This window comes from Kluyvera ascorbata, assembly GCF_023195735.1.
Lineage (GTDB): Bacteria > Pseudomonadota > Gammaproteobacteria > Enterobacterales > Enterobacteriaceae > Kluyvera > Kluyvera ascorbata.
The window spans coordinates 1590975-1610069 of sequence record NZ_CP096201.1 but is presented as its reverse complement, the minus strand read 5'-3'; the positions used below and the strand labels follow the sequence as shown (position 1 = coordinate 1610069).

16 protein-coding genes and 4 pseudogenes are annotated in these 19095 nt (G+C 55.0%); 4 read left to right on the top strand and 16 right to left on the bottom strand.

Annotation, left to right across the window (positions count from 1 at the left end):
* Positions 1–73: 73 nt before the first annotated feature.
* Positions 74–178: pseudogene (locus MY052_RS07655) on the bottom strand (integrase); the annotation flags it as partial.
* Positions 179–283: 105 nt separating this feature from the next.
* Between MY052_RS07655 and MY052_RS07650 the strand changes: the two are divergent.
* Positions 284–1444 (top strand): IS30 family transposase, encoded by a 1161-nt coding sequence (locus tag MY052_RS07650; protein WP_115074693.1) that lies wholly within the window; start codon positions 284–286, stop codon positions 1442–1444.
* Between the two features lie 95 nt (positions 1445–1539).
* Here MY052_RS07650 and MY052_RS07645 read toward each other — a convergent pair.
* The 4 genes and pseudogenes from MY052_RS07645 to MY052_RS07635 form a co-directional block, all read right to left on the bottom strand.
* Positions 1540–1791 (bottom strand): annotated as a pseudogene (locus tag MY052_RS07645) (SymE family type I addiction module toxin); the annotation flags it as partial.
* A gap of 102 nt (positions 1792–1893) precedes the next feature.
* A pseudogene (locus MY052_RS24275) lies at positions 1894–1968 on the bottom strand (hypothetical protein); the annotation flags it as partial.
* A gap of 233 nt (positions 1969–2201) precedes the next feature.
* Positions 2202–2861 carry a DUF1345 domain-containing protein gene (locus tag MY052_RS07640; protein ID WP_248538482.1) on the bottom strand — a complete coding sequence of 220 codons (660 nt, stop codon included), beginning with the start codon at positions 2859–2861 and terminating at the stop codon, positions 2202–2204.
* Between the two features lie 55 nt (positions 2862–2916).
* Positions 2917–3218, bottom strand: a pseudogene (locus MY052_RS07635) (deoxygluconate dehydrogenase); the annotation flags it as partial.
* Positions 3219–3467: 249 nt separating this feature from the next.
* On the opposite strand from MY052_RS07635, the gene MY052_RS07630 reads away from it, so the two are divergent.
* Together MY052_RS07630 and MY052_RS07625 are read left to right on the top strand one after the other, a co-directional pair.
* The gene (locus MY052_RS07630; protein ID WP_248538481.1) at positions 3468–3773 is read left to right on the top strand and encodes a transposase; all 306 of its coding nucleotides are present in this window, start codon (positions 3468–3470) and stop codon (positions 3771–3773) included.
* Positions 3774–4014: 241 nt separating this feature from the next.
* Entirely contained in the window at positions 4015–4404 is a 390-nt protein-coding gene (locus tag MY052_RS07625) for an MGMT family protein (RefSeq protein ID WP_248538480.1), read from the top strand.
* A gap of 92 nt (positions 4405–4496) precedes the next feature.
* On the opposite strand, the gene MY052_RS07620 is transcribed toward MY052_RS07625, so the two are convergent.
* The 3 genes from MY052_RS07620 to MY052_RS07610 all read right to left on the bottom strand — a co-directional run bounded on the left by MY052_RS07620 (position 4497) and on the right by MY052_RS07610 (position 8156).
* A complete protein-coding gene (locus MY052_RS07620; protein WP_248538479.1) occupies positions 4497–5135 on the bottom strand; it encodes a histidine phosphatase family protein in 639 nt (212 codons plus the stop codon).
* Between the two features lie 13 nt (positions 5136–5148).
* Positions 5149–6930 (bottom strand): diguanylate cyclase, encoded by a 1782-nt coding sequence (locus MY052_RS07615; RefSeq protein ID WP_248538478.1) that lies wholly within the window; start codon positions 6928–6930, stop codon positions 5149–5151.
* Positions 6931–7046: 116 nt separating this feature from the next.
* Positions 7047–8156 (bottom strand): AI-2E family transporter, encoded by a 1110-nt coding sequence (locus MY052_RS07610; RefSeq protein ID WP_123650140.1) that lies wholly within the window; start codon positions 8154–8156, stop codon positions 7047–7049.
* Between the two features lie 169 nt (positions 8157–8325).
* Between MY052_RS07610 and MY052_RS07605 the strand changes: the two genes are divergently transcribed.
* Complete coding sequence (locus MY052_RS07605; RefSeq protein WP_248538477.1) at positions 8326–8955, top strand: NUDIX hydrolase; 630 nt, start codon at positions 8326–8328, stop codon at positions 8953–8955.
* 68 nt (positions 8956–9023) lie between these two features.
* Here the strand turns inward: MY052_RS07605 and nuoN are convergent, their stop codons facing one another.
* The 8 genes from nuoN to nuoG all read right to left on the bottom strand — a co-directional run bounded on the left by nuoN (position 9024) and on the right by nuoG (position 19078).
* Positions 9024–10481, bottom strand: coding sequence for an NADH-quinone oxidoreductase subunit NuoN (gene nuoN / locus MY052_RS07600; RefSeq protein WP_035892474.1), 1458 nt, complete (start codon positions 10479–10481; stop codon positions 9024–9026).
* A 6-nt stretch (positions 10482–10487) separates the two neighbouring features.
* Positions 10488–12017 (bottom strand): NADH-quinone oxidoreductase subunit M, encoded by a 1530-nt coding sequence (nuoM, locus tag MY052_RS07595; protein ID WP_035892475.1) that lies wholly within the window; start codon positions 12015–12017, stop codon positions 10488–10490.
* Positions 12018–12118: 101 nt separating this feature from the next.
* Positions 12119–13960 (bottom strand): NADH-quinone oxidoreductase subunit L, encoded by a 1842-nt coding sequence (gene nuoL / locus MY052_RS07590; protein WP_035892476.1) that lies wholly within the window; start codon positions 13958–13960, stop codon positions 12119–12121.
* A complete protein-coding gene (nuoK, locus tag MY052_RS07585; RefSeq protein WP_035892477.1) occupies positions 13957–14259 on the bottom strand; it encodes an NADH-quinone oxidoreductase subunit NuoK in 303 nt (100 codons plus the stop codon). The genes nuoL and nuoK overlap by 4 nt, the downstream gene beginning before the upstream one ends.
* A complete protein-coding gene (gene nuoJ, locus MY052_RS07580; protein WP_123650144.1) occupies positions 14256–14810 on the bottom strand; it encodes an NADH-quinone oxidoreductase subunit J in 555 nt (184 codons plus the stop codon). Before nuoJ ends, nuoK begins: the two co-directional genes overlap by 4 nt.
* A gap of 11 nt (positions 14811–14821) precedes the next feature.
* Entirely contained in the window at positions 14822–15364 is a 543-nt protein-coding gene (gene nuoI, locus MY052_RS07575; RefSeq protein WP_000172742.1) for an NADH-quinone oxidoreductase subunit NuoI, read from the bottom strand.
* 13 nt (positions 15365–15377) lie between these two features.
* On the bottom strand, positions 15378–16355 hold the full coding sequence (gene nuoH, locus MY052_RS07570; protein WP_035892479.1) for an NADH-quinone oxidoreductase subunit NuoH: 978 nt from the start codon (positions 16353–16355) through the stop codon (positions 15378–15380).
* Positions 16352–19078 (bottom strand): NADH-quinone oxidoreductase subunit NuoG, encoded by a 2727-nt coding sequence (gene nuoG, locus MY052_RS07565; RefSeq protein ID WP_035892480.1) that lies wholly within the window; start codon positions 19076–19078, stop codon positions 16352–16354. The genes nuoH and nuoG overlap by 4 nt, the downstream gene beginning before the upstream one ends.
* Positions 19079–19095 lie beyond the last annotated feature (17 nt).

The window sequence follows — 19095 nt, the reverse complement described above, 5'->3', positions numbered from 1 at the left end:
GGCTCTCCCGTAGTAAAGACGGTAATCACCTTAGCAATTATGGAATGCTCAGTCAAGAATTGCGTTAACCTCATTTTCCTTCCAGTTCAAGTCTGATACGGATTCCCCAGATATGAGAGATCTGAAGAGGCCGTTTCTGGCCAATAATACGGCCCTTGTTCCAGGGGGATATTGTCATGCTCAATCTCCTTTGGGTTAGGAGATGTGATTATGGTTGTCCCATATGAGCTGTGAGTTCAACGGGTCGATGCAACGCTATCCTTAATCAAGGGGGGACGTTGCCATGAAACGAAGAACGCGCATTTACTACACGCCAGAACAGAAAGCGATTATCTGGGACCGATATAAGCAAGGTGATTCCCTGCACGATATCGCCAGAATGTTCGACAGATTTCACTCTTCTATTATGCCTACAATCCACCAGACAGGTGGCTACCGTCCTCCCGTGCGAAGGCGGCACCGGTTAGCGCTCTCGCTTGATGAAAGAGAGGAAATATCCAGAGGATTGGTAGCAAAACGCAGCATCAGGGACATCGCTGCCAAATTATCAAGAGCTCCTTCAACGATTAGCCGCGAGATTAGGAGACACGGTGGTGCAAAACAATACCGTGCAGCAAAAGCCGATACTGCTGCGTGGGAAAATGCTCTGAGACCAAAACCTTGCAAGCTAATTCAAAGCCCCGCATTGTGTAAAATCATTGCAGAGAAGATGCATCAGGACTGGTCGCCGGAACAGATCGCCGGCTGGCTGAAACGCTGTTATCCGGATAGTCAGGAAATGCATGTGTCACACGAAACGATATATAAAACGCTTTTTATACAAACCCGGGGTGCATTAAAAAAAGAACTGCAGCAATGCCTCAGAAGCGGAAGAGTCGTGCGTAGATCCAGAACATCATCGCTTAAAGGGAAAGGATTAGGGTCAATCCCGGATACGATCTCTATCAGCGAAAGGCCACCTGAAGCAGCTGACAGAGCCATACCAGGTCACTGGGAAGGTGATCTGATCCAGGGCTCTAAAAACTCCTATATCGTCACCCTCGTAGAGCGTCATTCCCGTTTTGTTATGTTGGCCAAAGTCAGGGACAACAAGACCATAACGGTTATATCTGCACTCATCAAACAAGCCCGTGAATTACCTGCTGAGCTTTATAAAACATTAACATGGGACCGGGGTGCTGAAATGACCAGCCATACCCGGTTTACCGTAGCTACAGATATTCAGGTTTACTTCTGCGATCCTCAATCCCCCTGGCAACGCGGCTCAAATGAAAATACAAACAGATTACTCAGACAGTATTTTCCAAAAGGAACTGACTTATCGGTTCACAGCCAGCAAAGACTAAACAGTGTTGCCAGACAGCTCAACGAGAGGCCGAGAAAAACGCTAGACTATGAATCACCCGCAGAGCGGTTCAATCAATGTGTTGCATCCATCGGTTGAACTCACAGCACAAAGCAGACGTGCAATCCTCATGTACTTGCCACGCAAACCCCGGCCGTCGCTCCGCTCGGCCGGGCTGCCATTGTCGCTTGTCGTTAGAACTTCCCGCCCGATTTACTCCGCTTGATCGCCGGTATATCCCCGCTATCGTTCAACGCCCCCAGAAAGGTTTTCAGCCATGCCTTCACTTTACGCTGGTTGATATTCGCGACGCTCATGCCTTCAATGCAGCCCCAGAGTTCGCGGGTGTTCTGCGGGGTGATTACGATGCAATCTTTCATCACGCGGACTTTTACGGGCATGCCGTCGATAAATCCGGCTTGAGATAGCCATTCTCCGCCAAGGTGGACGGCGCGGCCTTCAACGAAGGAATAAAACTCGCAGTGGGTGAAGTCTGGTACGGTAGTTGTGGTGAGGGGTGTCGCCATAGTGGCAGCCTCCGATGAGTAATGTTGTCTCCCACCACCTGAGGTTCCAATCTCGTTGGTGGTGGAACCAGACGGGGTTGGAACTACCGGCCTCATCGACACCGGCGCGTCTTTCGACGCCCCCGCTGGCCCACCATTGAGATGTGACTAAGCGCACGACATAAAAATAGCGCTACGCGCTTTATGTCGTCGATGAAGTTAGTTCAGGGTTCCAATCCCGGCACCTGATTTTGCAGGTACAACAATAGGATACTGCGCTTAACGGGGCGGAGCAATACGGGTGACTGGAAGGATGCTCGTAAAACCGAATAAAAATAATGATGCTACGTTCAGCTCAACAACCCCGCGCCAACGTTCACCGACAGCCCCAGAATCGCCAGATTGAACACAAAAGAGATAACCGAATGGAGCAATGTAATTTGCCGCATGTCGGTGGTTCCCGTCGCCACATCGGCGGTTTGTGACGCGACGGCGATAGTGAAGGAATAATAGAGAAAATCCCAGTAACCCGGTTCGCCGGGCTTTTCCGGAAAGATCATCGGCGTAACCTCTTCACTCCGATGCAGATAGTGGTGGTGAGCGTAATGCATGGCAAATGAGGTGGGAAGCAAGGCCCAGGATACCGTCAGCGTGGCACCGGTTAACAGCAGATGCAGCACGCGTGGTGTTCCGGCAAGATGTTTAAGCGAAGTCAGCTCAATCAGGATCGCCAGGATGCTGACCAGACAGCCAATGATCACCATACCCAGCACCAACCCCGCGCTCTCGTCCTGCATTCTGGCTATACGCGGAATATCCCGAACATCGGTACGCAACATCAGAAACCACATAAAGAACAGATACAGCCACGCCAGCACATTCCAGCTAATCAACAACCGTTGCAGATAACCCAGCCCGGATGGAAGGGTGAAAAAGCAGATTACGCCAGCCAGAATAGCAACCAATAAACGCAAACGCGCGCGAAAGTAAGTACTGAAAGAAAGAGTCATGATGTGAGTGGCTTAGAAAAGGGACAATAACTAACTGTAGACCCAAAATTAGCCCCTATTCTCGCAAATCTTCGCGAGTTGGCCCTTGAAAGCAGATGCTACCGATGTGGCAACTGCGAGGCTGGGTCAGCACAAAACGAATCGTTTCCCAGATAGAGCGCCCATCCATAAGACGCTCCCCCATTCGGGATAGATTATCGACAGGCACATCTAACCCAGCCACGTCAAAATCCGGTGGATATAATCCGGTTACCCGTATGTTTTCTTTGGATAATTGTTTGGCAAGTTTTGTAGTAAATCCGCTTAAGCCATGTTTGCTGGCAAAAAAGTGGGATGGGCGATGGAGTCGGTAAAATTCTCGTTGAGGGAGGAGCGGAAGTTCGGAATTCATATTTAAATTAGTGTGTCTTGAGTTATAGGCAGAAGATCACTTTAACTGAATCTGAGGTTAGTCAAGATTACTGTTTTTACATACCCACTGCAAAAATCCATATTTAATTCAATAGATTATGTGTCGAGTTAGGCTATTTTAGTTTTACCTATCTTTTTTGTTGTATCTCCTATCTTCAGTTTGTACATTCATGCAGACAAACTAAGGAGATTGCCATGAATTACACTGAACGCCTTGAATTGATCCATAAAAGTGGTGATGTGCTTTACCCTGTAAAGATAACCAGAAAATCATCGGGAAAAACCGCATACCACCTTGTGCCATTCGGCTTGAATAAGACTGATGATCTCGTAGAGGTGGAAGATCCTTCAGAAGCAATTCGGTTGGTGATTGACGAACGTCATTCTATCCGCTGTAGCACACTCACAGCCACCATTACGGACAAAAAGGGCAAGCGAATTAAACGAACAGGTATATACAATATCAAGGGTATTAGCATTAAAAAATACAACGTCAGATGATAACACTAAGGTGCCAACCACGAAGGGGCTGCTATGAACAAATTGCTGTCTTTGGCAGATATCCCCACTCTATAACCCCGCGCTACTAAAAGTTGGGGAATGGCAGACAACCTTGATCATGATACCCTATTCAAGGAAAAGCTATCGCAAACAGTGTGCTCCCTGTAGTCGCGGCACACACAAAACGCTGCGCTTATTTAGTCTGCCATATTATTTTTTTCATAACTCTGAAGAGGAATCTATGATCCAATATTTTTCTGAAAAAAACACCCTTGAGAATAGAGCATTGCAAATATGGCAAATTCTTATCGGATTCGCTTATGAACGTAAGATAACTACATATGGAGAGATTGCTAATATTCTTGGTTATAAAGGTGCAGGTACGCTGGATCGCCAGCTAGGGCATATTCTTCACTTTTGTGCTCAAAATAAATTACCACCATTAAGTGTATTGGTTGTAAATTCTGAGACAGGATTACCTGGAGATGGATTTGATACGACAGGTGACTTACATAAACAGAGAGAAAAAGTATTTAATTTTGACTGGTTTGATATTATCCCGCCAACACCAACTGAGCTTGCTTCAGCGTGGAAAATAGCAGAACAAAATGGCTTTAGTGTTCACTCATAACAACTCGATGAAATTGATGGCAATGCTCCCAACTTACTGATTAGTTGTATCAACCCAAGTTTAAGTTGAGAAACCTGGTAGATAGGACAGGATCAAACCGGATTGTCTGGTGCAGGCGAAGTCCGTAGCAAATGCGTAGCAATCCCCCATTGCAGCGCCGTACATTTCCCCTCATCCAGCTCAAAAGCAGAGTAGCTCGCGTTAGGTTGGGAATAGCGGGGGAAATTATAAATATTACCTTCTTTCAGCATTGCCAGCACGCCCTGAAGAATATGCCCATGGGAAACAAGACATATCGTCTGGTGTTCTGCCGCGTTCTGTAAATGCTGCAAGAAGTACATAAGACGTCGGGTCGCCGTCAGCAAAGATTCACCACCGGGTGGGCAGTACTCAGCATCAAGCCGGAATAACGCTTCAGCCTCATTGGGATAATGGCGAATGAAATCTGCTGAGTACATCCCTTCAAAGTGACCAAATCCCTGCTCTTTTAGCGCAGGTTCCGCCAACAGCGGGCAGCAGAGTCCCTCAGCAAGACTCAGCCCCATTTGCCACGCGCGCCCCAGTGGAGAGGCGTAAATACGGTCGATGGGGTACGCTTTTTCCAAAAGCGCTTCCAGTAACAATGACGTTTCACGCTGTCCGCGCGGCGTTATCGGGCTATCGCTGTGCCCCTGAATGATCCCGGCATTATTCCATTGCGTTTCGGCGTGCCTTACCAATATGACTCTCATCGTAAAAAATGCATTACCCCGCCAGTGACCCAAAACTCACAATCCGCGACCTACCCAGCTCCTTCGCCCGATACAGCGCCACGTCCGCGGCACGCAGCAGGTTATCGCTCTGGGCGTGCTGCGGGTAGCTTGCCACGCCGATGGAAACGTCCACGTGGCCAATCTCCGCGCCGCTAAAGCGTAGCACCAGTTCACGCACGCCGTCGAAAATCTCGCGGGCGATGCGGTTAGCACCGTCGTCATCCATATCGTAGAGCAGCACCAGAAACTCTTCGCCGCCGTAGCGGAACGCCATGCCGCGGTCGTGCACTACACGCTGAATGGTGGAGGCGACGCTTTTAATCACGCCGTCACCCGCCTCGTGGCCGAAGCGGTCATTGATGTTTTTGAAGTGGTCGATGTCAATCATCAGGCAGCTTATCGGATCATCATTACGGACCGCGAGCCCCATCTGCGTCCGCAAAGTATCCTCCAGATGGTGACGGTTACGCAGGCCGGTCAGCGGGTCGTAGAGCGCTTTTTCCAGTAACGCATCGCGCAGGCGCTGGTTAGCTAACGCCAGGCCAAGCGCTTCTGCCATCAGCTCCAGGTAAGCCCGGGAAGGTGTGGTTTCTTCGTTGTGATTCTGGAAAGAGAGCAGACCGATGGCCTCGCCCTGGGCAATCAACGGCACGCACAGCGTATGGTCAAGACACGATTCAGGGAGGTGGTAGCAGCCGATATCCGGCTCGCCGTGTACCGGCGGGTGGCTTTGCCCGCGGCGCACCGCCCAGCACTCATCCGGGTGGAACGGCGTCGGTTCGCCCTGTGGCGATAGCCAGGAGGCCACGCAGCGCATCTGCCACGGGTCTTTGTCGAGGATATAGAGCCTTCCCGCTACCCCTGGCGCAATATTGGGAGCGAAGAGTTCCGCCACGTTCACCACGTCGTCAAAACACTCGCACCCTTGTAGGCGCTGAGTCATGCGCGCCAGCAGTTCACGTATCGCCCAGTCGGCATCGCGCTGCCGTTCAAGCTGCTGCCGCACCAGGCCGTTTTCGCGGAAAATGCGGATCGCCTGCGCCATGTCGCCGATTTCATCAATCTGTTTAAAGTTAGGCGTTTCAACGGCGTAGTCCTGAGAGGCCAGGCGATGCACTACATCGCTAAGCCGCACTACCGGGCGCAGCACGCGGCGTTTTAATATAAAACCGAGGACAAATAAAAACAGCAGCGCCGTCAGCCCGACCATCACTTCGGATAGCGTGCGCAGGATACGGGAGTCGCGGGTTGCTTCCTGAACTGCGCGTAGCGCGCGTCCATCGAGCAACTGCCGGAAATGGTCTATCCGCTCCTGTGCGCGGTCGAGCTCTTGCTCATACACTTTGCCATACAGCAGCGAGACGGCCAGCGGTGCCTCGTTGTGCGCTAAGTTGGCGAGCGCGGTTTGCTGTTCGTCCTGCAGCTCATCAACAATCTGTAGCCCTTCATGCAGCAATGCCAGCTCTTCCCCCGTCGCCCCAGCGTCCTTCAGCTTTGACAGGCGCTGTTCAATATCAACCTGCTGCTTTTCCCGTTGGTGATATTCGCTCAGCACGTCAGGGTCTTTATTCACCACGTAAAGACGTGCCAGGTCAGAAAGCGACCAGGCATCGCCGTCCACTTCATCCGTCAATTGGTCGAACTGCAGACGCTGCTGCACCGCCTGCCGTTCGGCGTTATCCGCGCTGGAGGCCATCAGCATGACGATACCGGAAACAATCGTCAGGCATACCGTTGCGCCGTAGGCCCAGTTGGTTATTGTGGCAATTCTCACCTGTCGGTTCCTTCTATAACCTGAAATCACGGGCATGATTGAAATTATAGGAAACGCCTGATTTCTCGTGAGAATAAAAAGGCGACCTCAGGCCGCCTTTTGCTATTTCGTGATCATCATACCTCGGGCGGATTCTTGCCCTCTTCGATAAATTCTTCGTCAAGCCCCTCCACATTCCCCGCGTGGTCACGCCCGGAGAAGAGATTCCAGCAGGCGAGGAACAGCGCGGCGATAAGCGGCCCTATCACAAAGCCGTTAATACCGTAAATTTCCATGCCGCCAATGGTGGTGATAAGAATCAGGTAATCCGGCATTTTGGTGTCTTTCCCCACCAGCAGCGGACGCAAAATGTTGTCCACCAGCCCAACAATAATCACGAAGAAGCCGACGATAAACAGCCCCTGCCACACCTGCTGGGTAGCAAAGAGGAAAATCGCTGCCGGCACCCAGATAATCGCCGAGCCCACGGCAGGCACCAGAGAGAGGAAGGCCATCAGCGCCCCCCACAGTACGCTGCCGTCAATGCCGACAATGGCGAAGGCAATGCCGCCGAGCGTCCCCTGCACCACCGCGACCACCGCCGTGCCCTTGACCGTTGCTCGTGTTACACCAACAAACTTGGCAAACAGGTGCTGCTTCACAAAATCGGTTAGCGGGAGTGAGTCAAGGATCTGGTGCACCAGATACGGCCCGTCTTTCAGTAAGAAGAACAGCAGATAGAGCATGATGCCGAAGCTGATAGCAAAACCGAAGGTGCCTTTACCAATCAGGAACGCGCTTCCGGCGAGGTACTGCCCACCGGCCAGCGCCACCTCGGAGAGTTTTTTCTGGATCTGGGCGACGTTATCCAGGTTGTGCTCTATCAGGAATCCGCGTGCCCAGTGCGGAAGATGGGAAAAGAGGCTGGCTATCACCTGCGGGAAGCGCGTGTTGTTCTCCTGTAGCTTGGTGTAAACCACATTCAGTTCGAGCGCCAGCGAGGAGAGGATCACCATCAGTGGAATAAAAACGATCAGACAGATAATGCCGATAGTCAGCAGCGAGGCCAATCCGTTACGATCGCCCAGCGCGCTGCGCAGTTTGTTTTTCACCGGGTTAAAGACGACCGTGAGGATCGCGGCCCACAGAATCGCGGAAAAGTACGGCGACAATACATCAAAGAATGCCCAGGTCACGAGCGCGAGAATGAAAATGAAAAAGCCTTTGGTCAATCCGTTAAAACGCATTAGTGAGTCCTGTTGCGGGGAAACTGTCTCGACTATAGAAGCGTTTAGCCGGATTTACCAGGTAACAATGAAGCAACATTTCATTCTCCTAACGCACGAGTAACCGCGCCAGGTATCCTACAAAGACCGTTTTCCGGCACACTTACCGGAAGACACAACGGGAGGAAGCATGTCAGAAGTACTCAACGAGAACGAACTAACGCTTATTGCCCAACGCCTGCAGGCGCTGGCCCAGACCGGGCTAACCTACACCAGGGACGTCTACGACCGCGAACGCTATGAAGACCTGATGGGAATTGCAGAACGATTATTAACCGCGCGTTTTGATCTCCCCGTAGAAACGCTGCAAAACCTGCATAAAGTAGATACCGGCTATGCCACGCCGAAAACCGACGTCCGCGCGATTATTCTGCATGAAGGCAAGCTGCTGATGGTGCAGGAAGCCGACGATGAAGGCTGGAGCCTGCCGGGCGGCTGGGCTGATATTGGCGATAGCCCTACGAAAGCGGTGGAGCGTGAAGTGCGCGAAGAGACCGGGCTTGAGGTGAAAGTGAGCCGTCTGCTCGGCGTGTGGGATCGCAATCAGCATGGCCACCCGCCCTACCCCTGGCATGTCTACAAGATGATTTTCCTGTGCGAGACGCAGGGCGGCGAGCTTGCCGTCAGCCATGAATCGCTGGATGTCGCCTACGTTGACCCACACAATCTGCCGCCGCTCTCCCTGACGCGCATCGTGCCGGAAGAGATCCACGCCAGTATCCGTAGCGTGCACGAAAATAAGCCTACGTGGTGCGATTAAGCTTGTGAGAACCATCCGGCAATAAAAAACCCCGCATCGCGGGGTTTTTTCACATCGGTAACGATGGATTACATCAACGGCATCGCTTTCTGCACAATGCTAATCAGCGGCTGCGGATAAATACCCAGCACCAGCACCAGCAGTGCGGAGATCAGCACCACGATACCGCCCGCGCTGTACTGCCAGTTAGACGGTGCATCGCGGTTTGGTTTTTCCGGTGCGCTCAGGTACAGGCTCACCGCAACGCGCAGATAGTAGTAGAGGCCAATCGCGGAACCGACCACCACCGCGCCAACCAGCCACCACAGGTGCGCCTGGACACCGACGGCCAACACGTAGAACTTACCGATAAAGCCAAGGGTCATCGGGATACCGGCCAGAGACAGCATCATCACGGTCATCACGGCGGCCAGAATCGGACGGTGCCAGAACAGACCACGGTAGGAGTACAGAGAATCTGCATCCGGACCACGATATGGGCTCGACATCAGGCTGACAACGCCGAATGCGCCGAGGCTGCTGAACAGATAACCCGCCAGATAAACGCCAACGGCTTCCATCGACATCTCGCCGCTGTGCAGCGCAATCAGCGCCACCAGCAGGTAACCGAGGTGAGAAATGGAGGAATAACCGAGCAGACGTTTGATATTGGTCTGGCTCAGCGCCATCAGGTTACCGAAGATGATGGAAGCGAAGGCGATGAGGCCCAGCACCACGCGTACCGCTTCGCTATCACCAACCGGCGCGTACAGGAACAGACGCATCACGACACCGAAGATAGCAATCTTGCTGGCGGTTGCCAGGAAGGTAGATACCGGCGCAGGCGCACCCTGATAAACGTCCGGCGTCCACAGGTGGAACGGTACCAGAGACAGTTTAAAGCCGAGGCCAACAATCATCATCCCCAGGCCTGCCAGCAGCAGCGGTTCGTGCAGCATGTTGTCGCTGAGGCTCTTACCGAGCGCCAGGAACGACAGGTCACCGGACTGCGCGTACAGCAGCGCCATACCGAATAACAGGAACGACGATGCGGCGGCGGACAGAATGGTGTACTTGATGCTCGCTTCCAGAGAACGTTTCTGACGGAACGCGTAACCAATCAGGCCAAACAGCGGCAGGGAAATCAGTTCAATACCGAGGAACAGCGCCGCCAGGTGATTGGCGTTCGCCAGCAGAATGCCACCGAGGGCCGCAATCAGCACCAGCAGGTAGAACTCTTCCTTGTTGTCGGTATAGCCCTCAAGCCACGGATAGGCAAAGGTACAGGTCGCAAGGCTCGCCAGCAGCACCAGGCCAGTATAGAGCATCGCGTAAGCGTCAACGCGCATCAGCGGCGTGACGTCCATTGCCCCACCCTGGCCAACAAACCAGAGCGAGACCAGCGCGGCGTTAAGACCAATGACCGACAGCGTGGCATTGAGGAAGTGATTGCGTCGCCACGCAATGGAGAGCATCACAACCACCACCGTCAAGCCGACGATCAGCAGCGGTAATAGCGCGATCAGTTGTTGTGGAGTTATTGTCATGGCGAATTACGGCCTTGTAGTAGAAACAGAATTAACAAACCACTGCTGGATGTTACTCATCGCAGAATGTGACGTGTCCAGAATCGGCTGCGGATAGAAGCCCAGCAGAACCAGAAGCACGACCAGCAACAGGACGATAAACAGCTCGCGCAGCGACATCCCTGGCAGTTCTTTTGCCGCGATTTCGCTCTTCGCTTTACCAAAGTACGCACGGTGCAGCATCGCCAGCGAGTAAACAGAGGCGAACACCAGACCGAAGGTCGAAATCACCGTAATCGTCGGAACGACATGGTAGCTGCCGAACAGGATCATGAATTCGCCGACGAAGTTACCAGTACCCGGCATCCCCAGCGTACAGACCGCGAAGAACAGCGACAGCGCAGGCAGCCATTTAATTTTGCTCCACAGACCGCCCATTTGACGCATGTCGCGGGTATGCAGACGCTCGTAAAGCTGACCACACAGGATGAACAGGCCGGCTGCAGACAGACCGTGCGCAATCATCTGAATGACCGCGCCCTGGTACGCCAGCTGGCTGCCGGTGTAGATAGCAATCAGCACGAAGCCCATGTGGGAAACGGAGGTGTAGGCAATCAGACGTTTGATGTCGTACTGCGTGAACGCCATCCATGCGCCGTAGAAGATACCAATCACACCCAGCCACATGGCGATAGGCGCGAACTCGGCAGACGCGTTCGGGAACAGTGGCAGCGCGAAGCGCAGCAGACCGTAGGCCGCGGTTTTCAGCAAGATACCGGCGAGGTCAACGGAACCTGCGGTTGGTGCCTGCGAGTGCGCGTCAGGCAGCCAGCCGTGCAGTGGCACGACAGGCATTTTCACCGCGAAGGCGATGAAGAAGCCGAGCATCAGCAGATATTCCACGCCGTGGGACATCGGCGTCTTCAGCAGGTCCTGATAGTCGAAGGTCCATACGCCGGTCGCGTTGTGGTGAACGAACACCAGCGCCAGGATGGCAATCAGCATCACCAGACCGCTCGCCTGGGTATAGATGAAGAACTTGGTAGCCGCCGTGATACGCGTTTTACCGTCAGATGCCTTGTGGCCCCACAGCGCGATCAGGAAGTACATCGGCACCAGCATCATCTCCCAGAAGAAGAAGAACAGGAACATGTCGATGGCCAGGAACACGCCGATTACGCCGCCCAGGATCCACATCAGGTTGAGGTGGAAGAAGCCCTGGTATTTCTGGATTTCATTCCAGGAACAGAGCACCGCCAGCACACCCAGCAGACCGGTCAGGACCACCATCAGCAGCGACAGACCGTCGAGCGCCAGGTGGACGTTGATACCAAAGCGTGGGATCCACGGCAGAATAAACTCAGACTGCCACTGCGGCAGGCCGGTGGATTGGGTGAGTGAGTAGCCGCCCTGCAGCCACAGCTGCAGGCCAAGCGCCAGCGTCAGTCCCATGGTAATCAGCGCTATCCAGCGCGGCATCTTCACGCCAAAGCGTTCGGTCTGCCAGCAGAGGAAACCGCCAATAAAGGGAATCAGTATTAGCCAGGGTAATAACATGGCAATTCATTTCCTTATTAATCTATCCGGAGGCGACAATGCCTACCAGAACAGGAAAACAGCACGACATTTTCATGGGGAGGAAGCTCCTCCCCAACGAATTAACGCAATACCATCAACAACGCCAGCACCACCACGGCACCGATGCTCATTGACGCAACATACCAGCGCAGGTATCCGTTCTCGCTCAGCACCAGGCCTTTGCCTGCGAAGCGGGAGAGGATAGCGGGAATGTTCATCAAGGCATTGAGCGGGTCGCGCTTCAGCAGCCAGGCGATGCCAAGGAACGGCTTCACGAACACCTTGTCGTACAGCCAGTCAAAGCCCCAGGCGTTATACCACCAGGTCCCCAGCAGACGGCCAGGCGCGCTGTTGGCGATGGAGGTCACCAACGTGCGTTTGCCCAGCCACAGCCATGCGGCAATCAGGATACCGGCAATCGCTACCACACCTGACGTGATTTCCAGGGTCAGCACACGGCCATGTTCCAGTTCGGTTGTCGCCGGCAGTACGCCGTGCAGCGGTGGCACAATCAGCGCGCCGATAAAGGTCGACAGGATCATCAGCACAATCAGCGGCAGGTGGTGGGTAATCCCCTTCCCTGCGTGCGCGTGGATCTGCTCTTTACCGTGGAAGACGATGAAGATCATACGGAAGGTATAGAGCGAGGTCATGAACGCACCGACCAGGCCCGCTACCATCAGATTGATATGACCGTTGGCCATCGCACCGGCAAGGATTTCGTCTTTACTGAAGAAGCCCGCGGTAATCAGCGGCAGCGCGGAGAGCGCGGCACCACCGACCAGGAAGCAGGCATACACCAGCGGAATCGACTTACGCAGGCCACCCATCTTGAAGATGTTCTGTTCGTGATGGCAGGCCAGAATCACCGAGCCGGACGCCAGGAACAGCAGCGCTTTGAAGAACGCGTGGGTCATCAGGTGGAAAATCGCCGCATCCCACGCCTGTACGCCAAGCGCCAGGAACATGTAGCCAATCTGGCTCATGGTGGAGTAAGCAAGAACGCGTTTGATGTCGGTTTGTACCAGCGCGGCAAAGCCTGCCAGCACCAGCGTGACCGCCCCAACAATACCGACCAGATGCAGCACTTCCGGCGTCAGCAGGAACAGGCCGTGAGTACGCGCAATCAGGTAAACGCCGGCGGTGACCATGGTCGCCGCGTGGATCAGCGCAGATACTGGGGTTGGGCCAGCCATCGCGTCCGCAAGCCAGGTCTGCAACGGCAGCTGCGCGGATTTACCTACCGCACCGCCCAGCAGCATCAGGGTTGCCCACATCAGCATGTTGTTGCCCGCCGCGAAGTGCGCCGGCGCCAGTTCAACCATTTCGCGGAAGTTCAGCGTGCCCAGCTCGTTGTAGAGAATGAACAGCGCGAACGCCAGGAATACGTCACCGACACGGGTCACAACGAAGGCTTTCATTGCCGCTGCGCCATTCTTCGGATCGGTGTAGTAGAAACCGATCAGCAGATAGGAGCACAGGCCCACGCCTTCCCAGCCGAGGTACATCAACAGCAGGTTATCGGCCAGCACCAGAACGACCATGCTCGCGATAAACAGGTTGGTGTAGGCGAAGAATCGGGAGTAGCCCTCTTCACCGCGCATATACCAGGAAGCGAACATGTGGATCAGGAAGCCCACGCCGGTTACCACGGAGAGCATGGTCAACGACAGGCCGTCCAGCACCAGGTTGAAACCGATGTTGAAATCACCGACGGACATCCACGTCCACAGCGGCAGGCTAAACGCCTGCTTGCCGTTGGCGAAGAAGTCAACGCCTGCGTACGCGGTCACCAGCGCCGACAGGCCAATCGACCCCATCCCTACGGTGGCGGCCAGGTTTTCTGACCAGCGCCCGCGGGAGAAGGCCAGCAGGACGAAACCAATGAACGGGAAAATAATGGTTAAGGCAAGCATGTTCATCCGCGCAACTCACTTACTGAATCGATGTTCAGGTTCTGGCGGCGACGATGGAGCTGCAGCAGCAGCGCCAGGCCAATACTCGCTTCCGCAGCGGCAAGCGTAATGGCGAGGATATACATCACCTGACCGTCGGTCTGGCCCCAGTAGCTGCCGGCGACCACGAAGGCCAGCGCGGCGGCGTTAATCATAATTTCCAGCCCAATCAGCATAAACAGCAGGTTGCGGCGGATAACCAGACCGGTTAAACCCAGCACGAATAAAATCGCCGCGAGGATCAGCCCATGTTGTAAAGGAATCATGCGTGTTCCTCCGTTTTCCTTTTCGCGCTATCGCCAGCACGGTTGCTCAACACTTCGCCCATGCGGTCTTCACGACCGATATGGAAGGCCACAACCAGGCCCGCCAGCAGCAGCATCGATGCCAGTTCAACCGCCAGCACGTACGGCCCGAACAGGGCGATACCGACTTCTTTCGCGCTGATAGCGTTACCGTCAATACCCTGGTCATTCAGGCCCATGATGGCGTAGACCATCACCGCCAGCAGCACGGCGGACAGTACCGCCGGGCCAATCCAGATTTGCGGCTTCAGCCACTGACGTTCCTGAGCGACTTCAGCGCCGCCCAGGTTCAGCATCATCACCACGAAGACGAACAGCACCATGATGGCGCCCGCATAAACGATGATCTCCAGCGCCCCGGCGAAGTACGCACCCAGCGAGAAGAACACCCCGGCGATAGCCAGCAGCGAGACAATCAGATACAGCAGCGCGTGTACCGGGTTAGTGTGCGTAATCACTCGCAGGGTCGCGAGGACAGCAATCAGGCCACAGATATAAAAAGCGAATTCCATTGCCCCTCTCCTTACGGTAACAGGCTCTTGACGTCGATAGGCTTAGCTTCGTTCTCTGCTTCGCCCTTATCTTTGCCGTCGATTGCCATACCCGCCATCCGGTAGAAGTTATATTCCGGGTATTTGCCCGGACCGGAAATCAGCAGATCCTCTTTTTCGTACACCAGATCCTGACGCTTGTATTCACCCAGTTCGAAGTCCGGGGTCAACTGAATCGCCGTGGTCGGGCACGCTTCTTCGCACAGACCGCAGAAAATGCAGCGTGAGAAGTTAATGCGGAAAAACTCCGGATACCAGCGGCCGTCTTTGGTCTCTGCTTTCTGCAGAGAGATACAGCCAACCGGACAGGCTACCGCGCAAAGGTTACAGGCAACGCAGCGCTCTTCGCCGTCCGGGTCGCGCGTCAGCACGATACGGCCACGATAGCGCGGCGGCAGGTAGACCGGTTCTTCCGGGTACATCTGCGTTTCGCGTTTGGCGAACGCATGCAGGCCGATCATCCAGATACTGCGTACCTGGGTGCCGAAGCCTACGAGTAATTCTTTTAAGGTCATGGTCTATAGCCCCTTATGGCTGCTGCCAGAGAATGACAGCCGCCGTTACCAGCAAGTTGATGAGCGTCAGCGGCAGGCATACTTTCCAGCCGAAGGACATTACCTGGTCATAACGAGGACGCGGTAACGACGCACGAATCAAAATGAACATCATCATGAAGAACGCGGTTTTCAGCGCGAACCAGATGAATGGCGGTAAGAACGGGCCTTGCCAGCCACCGAAGAACAGCGTCACGATGAGCGCTGACACGGTGACGATACCGATATACTCACCCACGAAGAACAGACCGAATTTCATACCGGAATATTCGATGTGGTAACCATCGGCCAGTTCCTGCTCGGCTTCCGGTTGGTCAAACGGGTGACGGTGACATACCGCAACGCCCGCAATCGCAAAGGTAATGAAGCCGAAGAACTGAGGAATGACGTTCCACAGGTGAGCCTGGTTATTGACGATGTCGGTCATGTTGAATGAACCGGCCTGCGCCACCACGCCCATCAGAGACAGACCCAGGAACACTTCGTAGCTCAGGGTCTGCGCAGACGCACGCATCGCCCCCAGCAAGGAGTATTTGTTGTTGCTCGACCAGCCAGCGAACAGCACCGCGTAGACCGCGAGACCTGCCATCATCAGGAAGAACAGAATCCCGATGTTGAGGTCGGCGACCACCCAGCTTGGGCTGACCGGCACAATGGCGAAGGCCAGCAGCAGCGAGGTGAAGGCGATAACCGGTGCCAGCGTAAAGATCATGCGGTCCGTAAATTTCGGAACCCAGTCCTCTTTAAAGAACATTTTGATCATGTCGGCAACGAGCTGGAGCGAACCGCCCCAGCCCACGCGGTTTGGCCCGTAGCGGTTCTGGAACAGGCCCAGAAGGCGACGTTCGCCGAAGCTCATGAACGCCCCGCAGGTGACAACCACCAGCAGGATGACCACGGCCTTGACGATGCTAAGGAGGATCTCAATCAGATCCGGCGTTAACCAACTCATTGCTGTGCCTCCTGCAGATTTTCAAGACGCGCGCCCGCAAGCACAGGAGCTATGCCCGGCATGCCCATCGGCAAACCAACCTGCCCTGCCACCAGCCCGCTGGAAATCACCAGCGGCAGCGTGACCGTCTGACCATCAAAGCTGAACGCCATTTTCGCGCCTTCGTTTACGCCAAGCGCCGCGGCATCGGCCGGGTTGAGCTTGATATAAGGCTGCGGCATGCGGCTCTGGAACACCGGCGCACGCTGTGACATCTCGTCGCTACCAAACAGATGGTAGTACGGGGCCACGCGCCATTTCCCGGCTTCAGCCTGGAAGCCTGCCGGTACGGTAGTGAAGTAATCCAGACCGTTTGCCGACGCTTCAATCAGACGTACGCCCGGGTCACCGTGACGCAGTTTGCCGCCCACTTCAGCCTGGAACTTGTTCCATGCCTGAGGGGAGTTCCAGCCCGGAGCCCATGCGAATGGGATTTGCGAGCGCGGTGCGCCCGGCTGGTTGTTCCCTTCCATGGAGAAGGCGAACATGGTGTCTTTATCCTGCGGCTGACGCGGCTCGTGCACGCTGATATTCGCGCGCATTGCCGTACGGCCGCTGTAACGGTGCGGTTCACGCGCCAGCTTCTGACCACGAATGCGGAAGGTTGCGTCCGGCGCGGCATCTTTAATGCCAGCCAGCTGCGGCAGCGCGGCGACGGCAGCGTCAATCACGTGGTCCAGCTGGGTCCAGTCAACCTGACGGTTTTCCAGGGTGCTGTGCAGCGAGTGCAGCCAGCGCCAGCTTTCCAGCATGATGGTTTTGCTGTCGTAGTAGCTTGGGTCATACACCTGGAAGAAGCGCTGAGCACGGCCTTCGTTGTTGATGACCGTACCGTCGCTTTCGGCAAAGCTTGCCGCCGAGAGCACCAGGTGTGCATGGTCCATAATCGCCGTACGCTGATGGTCAATCACCATCACCAGCGGGGCTTTATCCAGCGCGGCGTTCACACGGCTAGCAGCCGCATGACGGTGCAGGTCGTTTTCCAGCACGATAACCGCATCGGCAGCGCCGCTTTCCAGCTCGTTCAGCGCGTCATCGAGAGAACCACCGCCAATCATGCCGAGACCAACGCTGTTTACCGCGCGGGCAATCATCGTCACGCCAACGTCAGAACCGCGAGCCTTCAGCGCTTTCGCCACGTTAGCCGCCGCCTGAATCACTTCAGCGCTACCGGCGTTGGTGCCGGAGATAATCAGCGGTTTTTTCGCCCCGGCCAACGCCTGAACGATCACGTCGATCTTGCCCTGTAGGTCACGATCGATACCGTCAACCGCCGGTGCGTTGTTGTCCAGCGCATGGGCAATCGCGAAGCCTAAACGCGCCTGATCTTCTACCGGTGCGCGGTAGGTCCACGCGGCGATATCGTCCAGACGAGTGTCGTCGACGTTGGTGACAAACAGCGGGTGTTTCGCACGCTGGCCGATGTTCAGGATTGCTGCAATCTGCCAGTCAGCCACTTTCTGGGCCGCTGCCATTTCGCGTGCTTTACCTTTCACCGCCTGGCGAACCGCCAGCGCGACGCGAGCGCCGGTCTGGGTAATGTCTTCACCCAGCACCAGTACCGCATCGTAAGATTCGATATCGCGCAGCGCAGGAGTATGAATGCCGCCTTCACGCAGCACTTTCAGCGCCAGCTGCAAACGTTCCTGCTCGCCTTTGGCGATGCCGGTGTAGAAGTTATCCGCACCCACCAGTTCACGCAGCGCGAAGTTGCTTTCAACGCTCGCACGTGGAGAACCGATACCAATCACTTTCTTCGACTGACGCAGAATATCCGCCGCGCCCTGCATCGCCTGTTCGGCGTTGAGGGTGATGAGGTCATCGCCACGGCGCTGAACCGGCTGACGCGGACGGTCTTTCAGGTTCACATAGCCATAGCCGAAACGACCACGGTCGCAGAGGAAGTAGTGGTTAACGGTGCCGTTGTAGCGGTTTTCGATACGACGCAGTTCGCCATAGCGCTCGCCCGGGCTGGTGTTACAGCCGATGGAACACTGCTGGCAGATGCTTGGCGCAAACTGCATGTCCCACTTACGGTTGTAGCGCTCGGAGTGCGTCTTATCGGTAAATACGCCGGTCGGGCAAATTTCAACCAGGTTACCGGAGAATTCGCTTTCCAGGGTACCGTCTTCTGGACGGCCGAAGTAGACGTTGTCGTGCGCGCCGTACACACCGAGATCGGTACCGTCTGCGTAGTCTTTGTAGTAACGCACACAGCGGTAACAGGCGATGCAGCGGTTCATTTCGTGAGAGATGAACGGCCCCAGGTCCTGGTTACGGTGAGTACGCTTAGTAAAGCGATAGCGACGGAAGCTATGGCCGGTCATTACGGTCATATCCTGAAGGTGGCAGTTACCGCCCTCTTCACAGACCGGACAGTCGTGCGGGTGGTTAGTCATCAACCACTCCACCACGCTCTCGCGGAACTGCTTCGCTTCTGCGTCGTCGATAGAAATAAAGGTGCCGTCGGATGCCGGTGTCATACAGGACATCACCAGGCGGCCACGCGTGTCTTCCGCGTTCTGATATTGCTTCACCGCACACTGGCGGCAAGCACCGACGCTCCCAAGCGCCGGGTGCCAGCAAAAGTATGGAATATCAAGGCCCATAGAGAGACATGCCTGTAGCAGGTTGTCCGCTCCGTTGACCTCGTATTCTTTGCCGTCTACATGAATCGTAGCCATTAGCGTGCTTCCAAATT

Bases quoted from the DNA above. Each gene is read 5' to 3' on its own strand.
- nuoG (WP_035892480.1), bottom strand. From the start codon at position 19,078: ATGGCTACGATTCATGTAGACGGCAAAGAATACGAGGTCAACGGAGCG.
- nuoJ (WP_123650144.1), bottom strand. From the start codon at position 14,810: ATGGAATTCGCTTTTTATATCTGTGGCCTGATTGCTGTCCTCGCGACC.
- MY052_RS07605 (WP_248538477.1), top strand. From the start codon at position 8,326: ATGTCAGAAGTACTCAACGAGAACGAACTAACGCTTATTGCCCAACGC.
- nuoK (WP_035892477.1), bottom strand. From the start codon at position 14,259: ATGATTCCTTTACAACATGGGCTGATCCTCGCGGCGATTTTATTCGTG.
- nuoI (WP_000172742.1), bottom strand. From the start codon at position 15,364: ATGACCTTAAAAGAATTACTCGTAGGCTTCGGCACCCAGGTACGCAGT.
- nuoM (WP_035892475.1), bottom strand. From the start codon at position 12,017: ATGTTATTACCCTGGCTAATACTGATTCCCTTTATTGGCGGTTTCCTC.
- nuoL (WP_035892476.1), bottom strand. From the start codon at position 13,960: ATGAACATGCTTGCCTTAACCATTATTTTCCCGTTCATTGGTTTCGTC.
- nuoN (WP_035892474.1), bottom strand. From the start codon at position 10,481: ATGACAATAACTCCACAACAACTGATCGCGCTATTACCGCTGCTGATC.
- MY052_RS07625 (WP_248538480.1), top strand. From the start codon at position 4,015: ATGATCCAATATTTTTCTGAAAAAAACACCCTTGAGAATAGAGCATTG.
- nuoH (WP_035892479.1), bottom strand. From the start codon at position 16,355: ATGAGTTGGTTAACGCCGGATCTGATTGAGATCCTCCTTAGCATCGTC.
- MY052_RS07620 (WP_248538479.1), bottom strand. From the start codon at position 5,135: ATGAGAGTCATATTGGTAAGGCACGCCGAAACGCAATGGAATAATGCC.
- MY052_RS07610 (WP_123650140.1), bottom strand. From the start codon at position 8,156: ATGCGTTTTAACGGATTGACCAAAGGCTTTTTCATTTTCATTCTCGCG.
- MY052_RS07630 (WP_248538481.1), top strand. From the start codon at position 3,468: ATGAATTACACTGAACGCCTTGAATTGATCCATAAAAGTGGTGATGTG.
- MY052_RS07650 (WP_115074693.1), top strand. From the start codon at position 284: ATGAAACGAAGAACGCGCATTTACTACACGCCAGAACAGAAAGCGATT.
- MY052_RS07640 (WP_248538482.1), bottom strand. From the start codon at position 2,861: ATGACTCTTTCTTTCAGTACTTACTTTCGCGCGCGTTTGCGTTTATTG.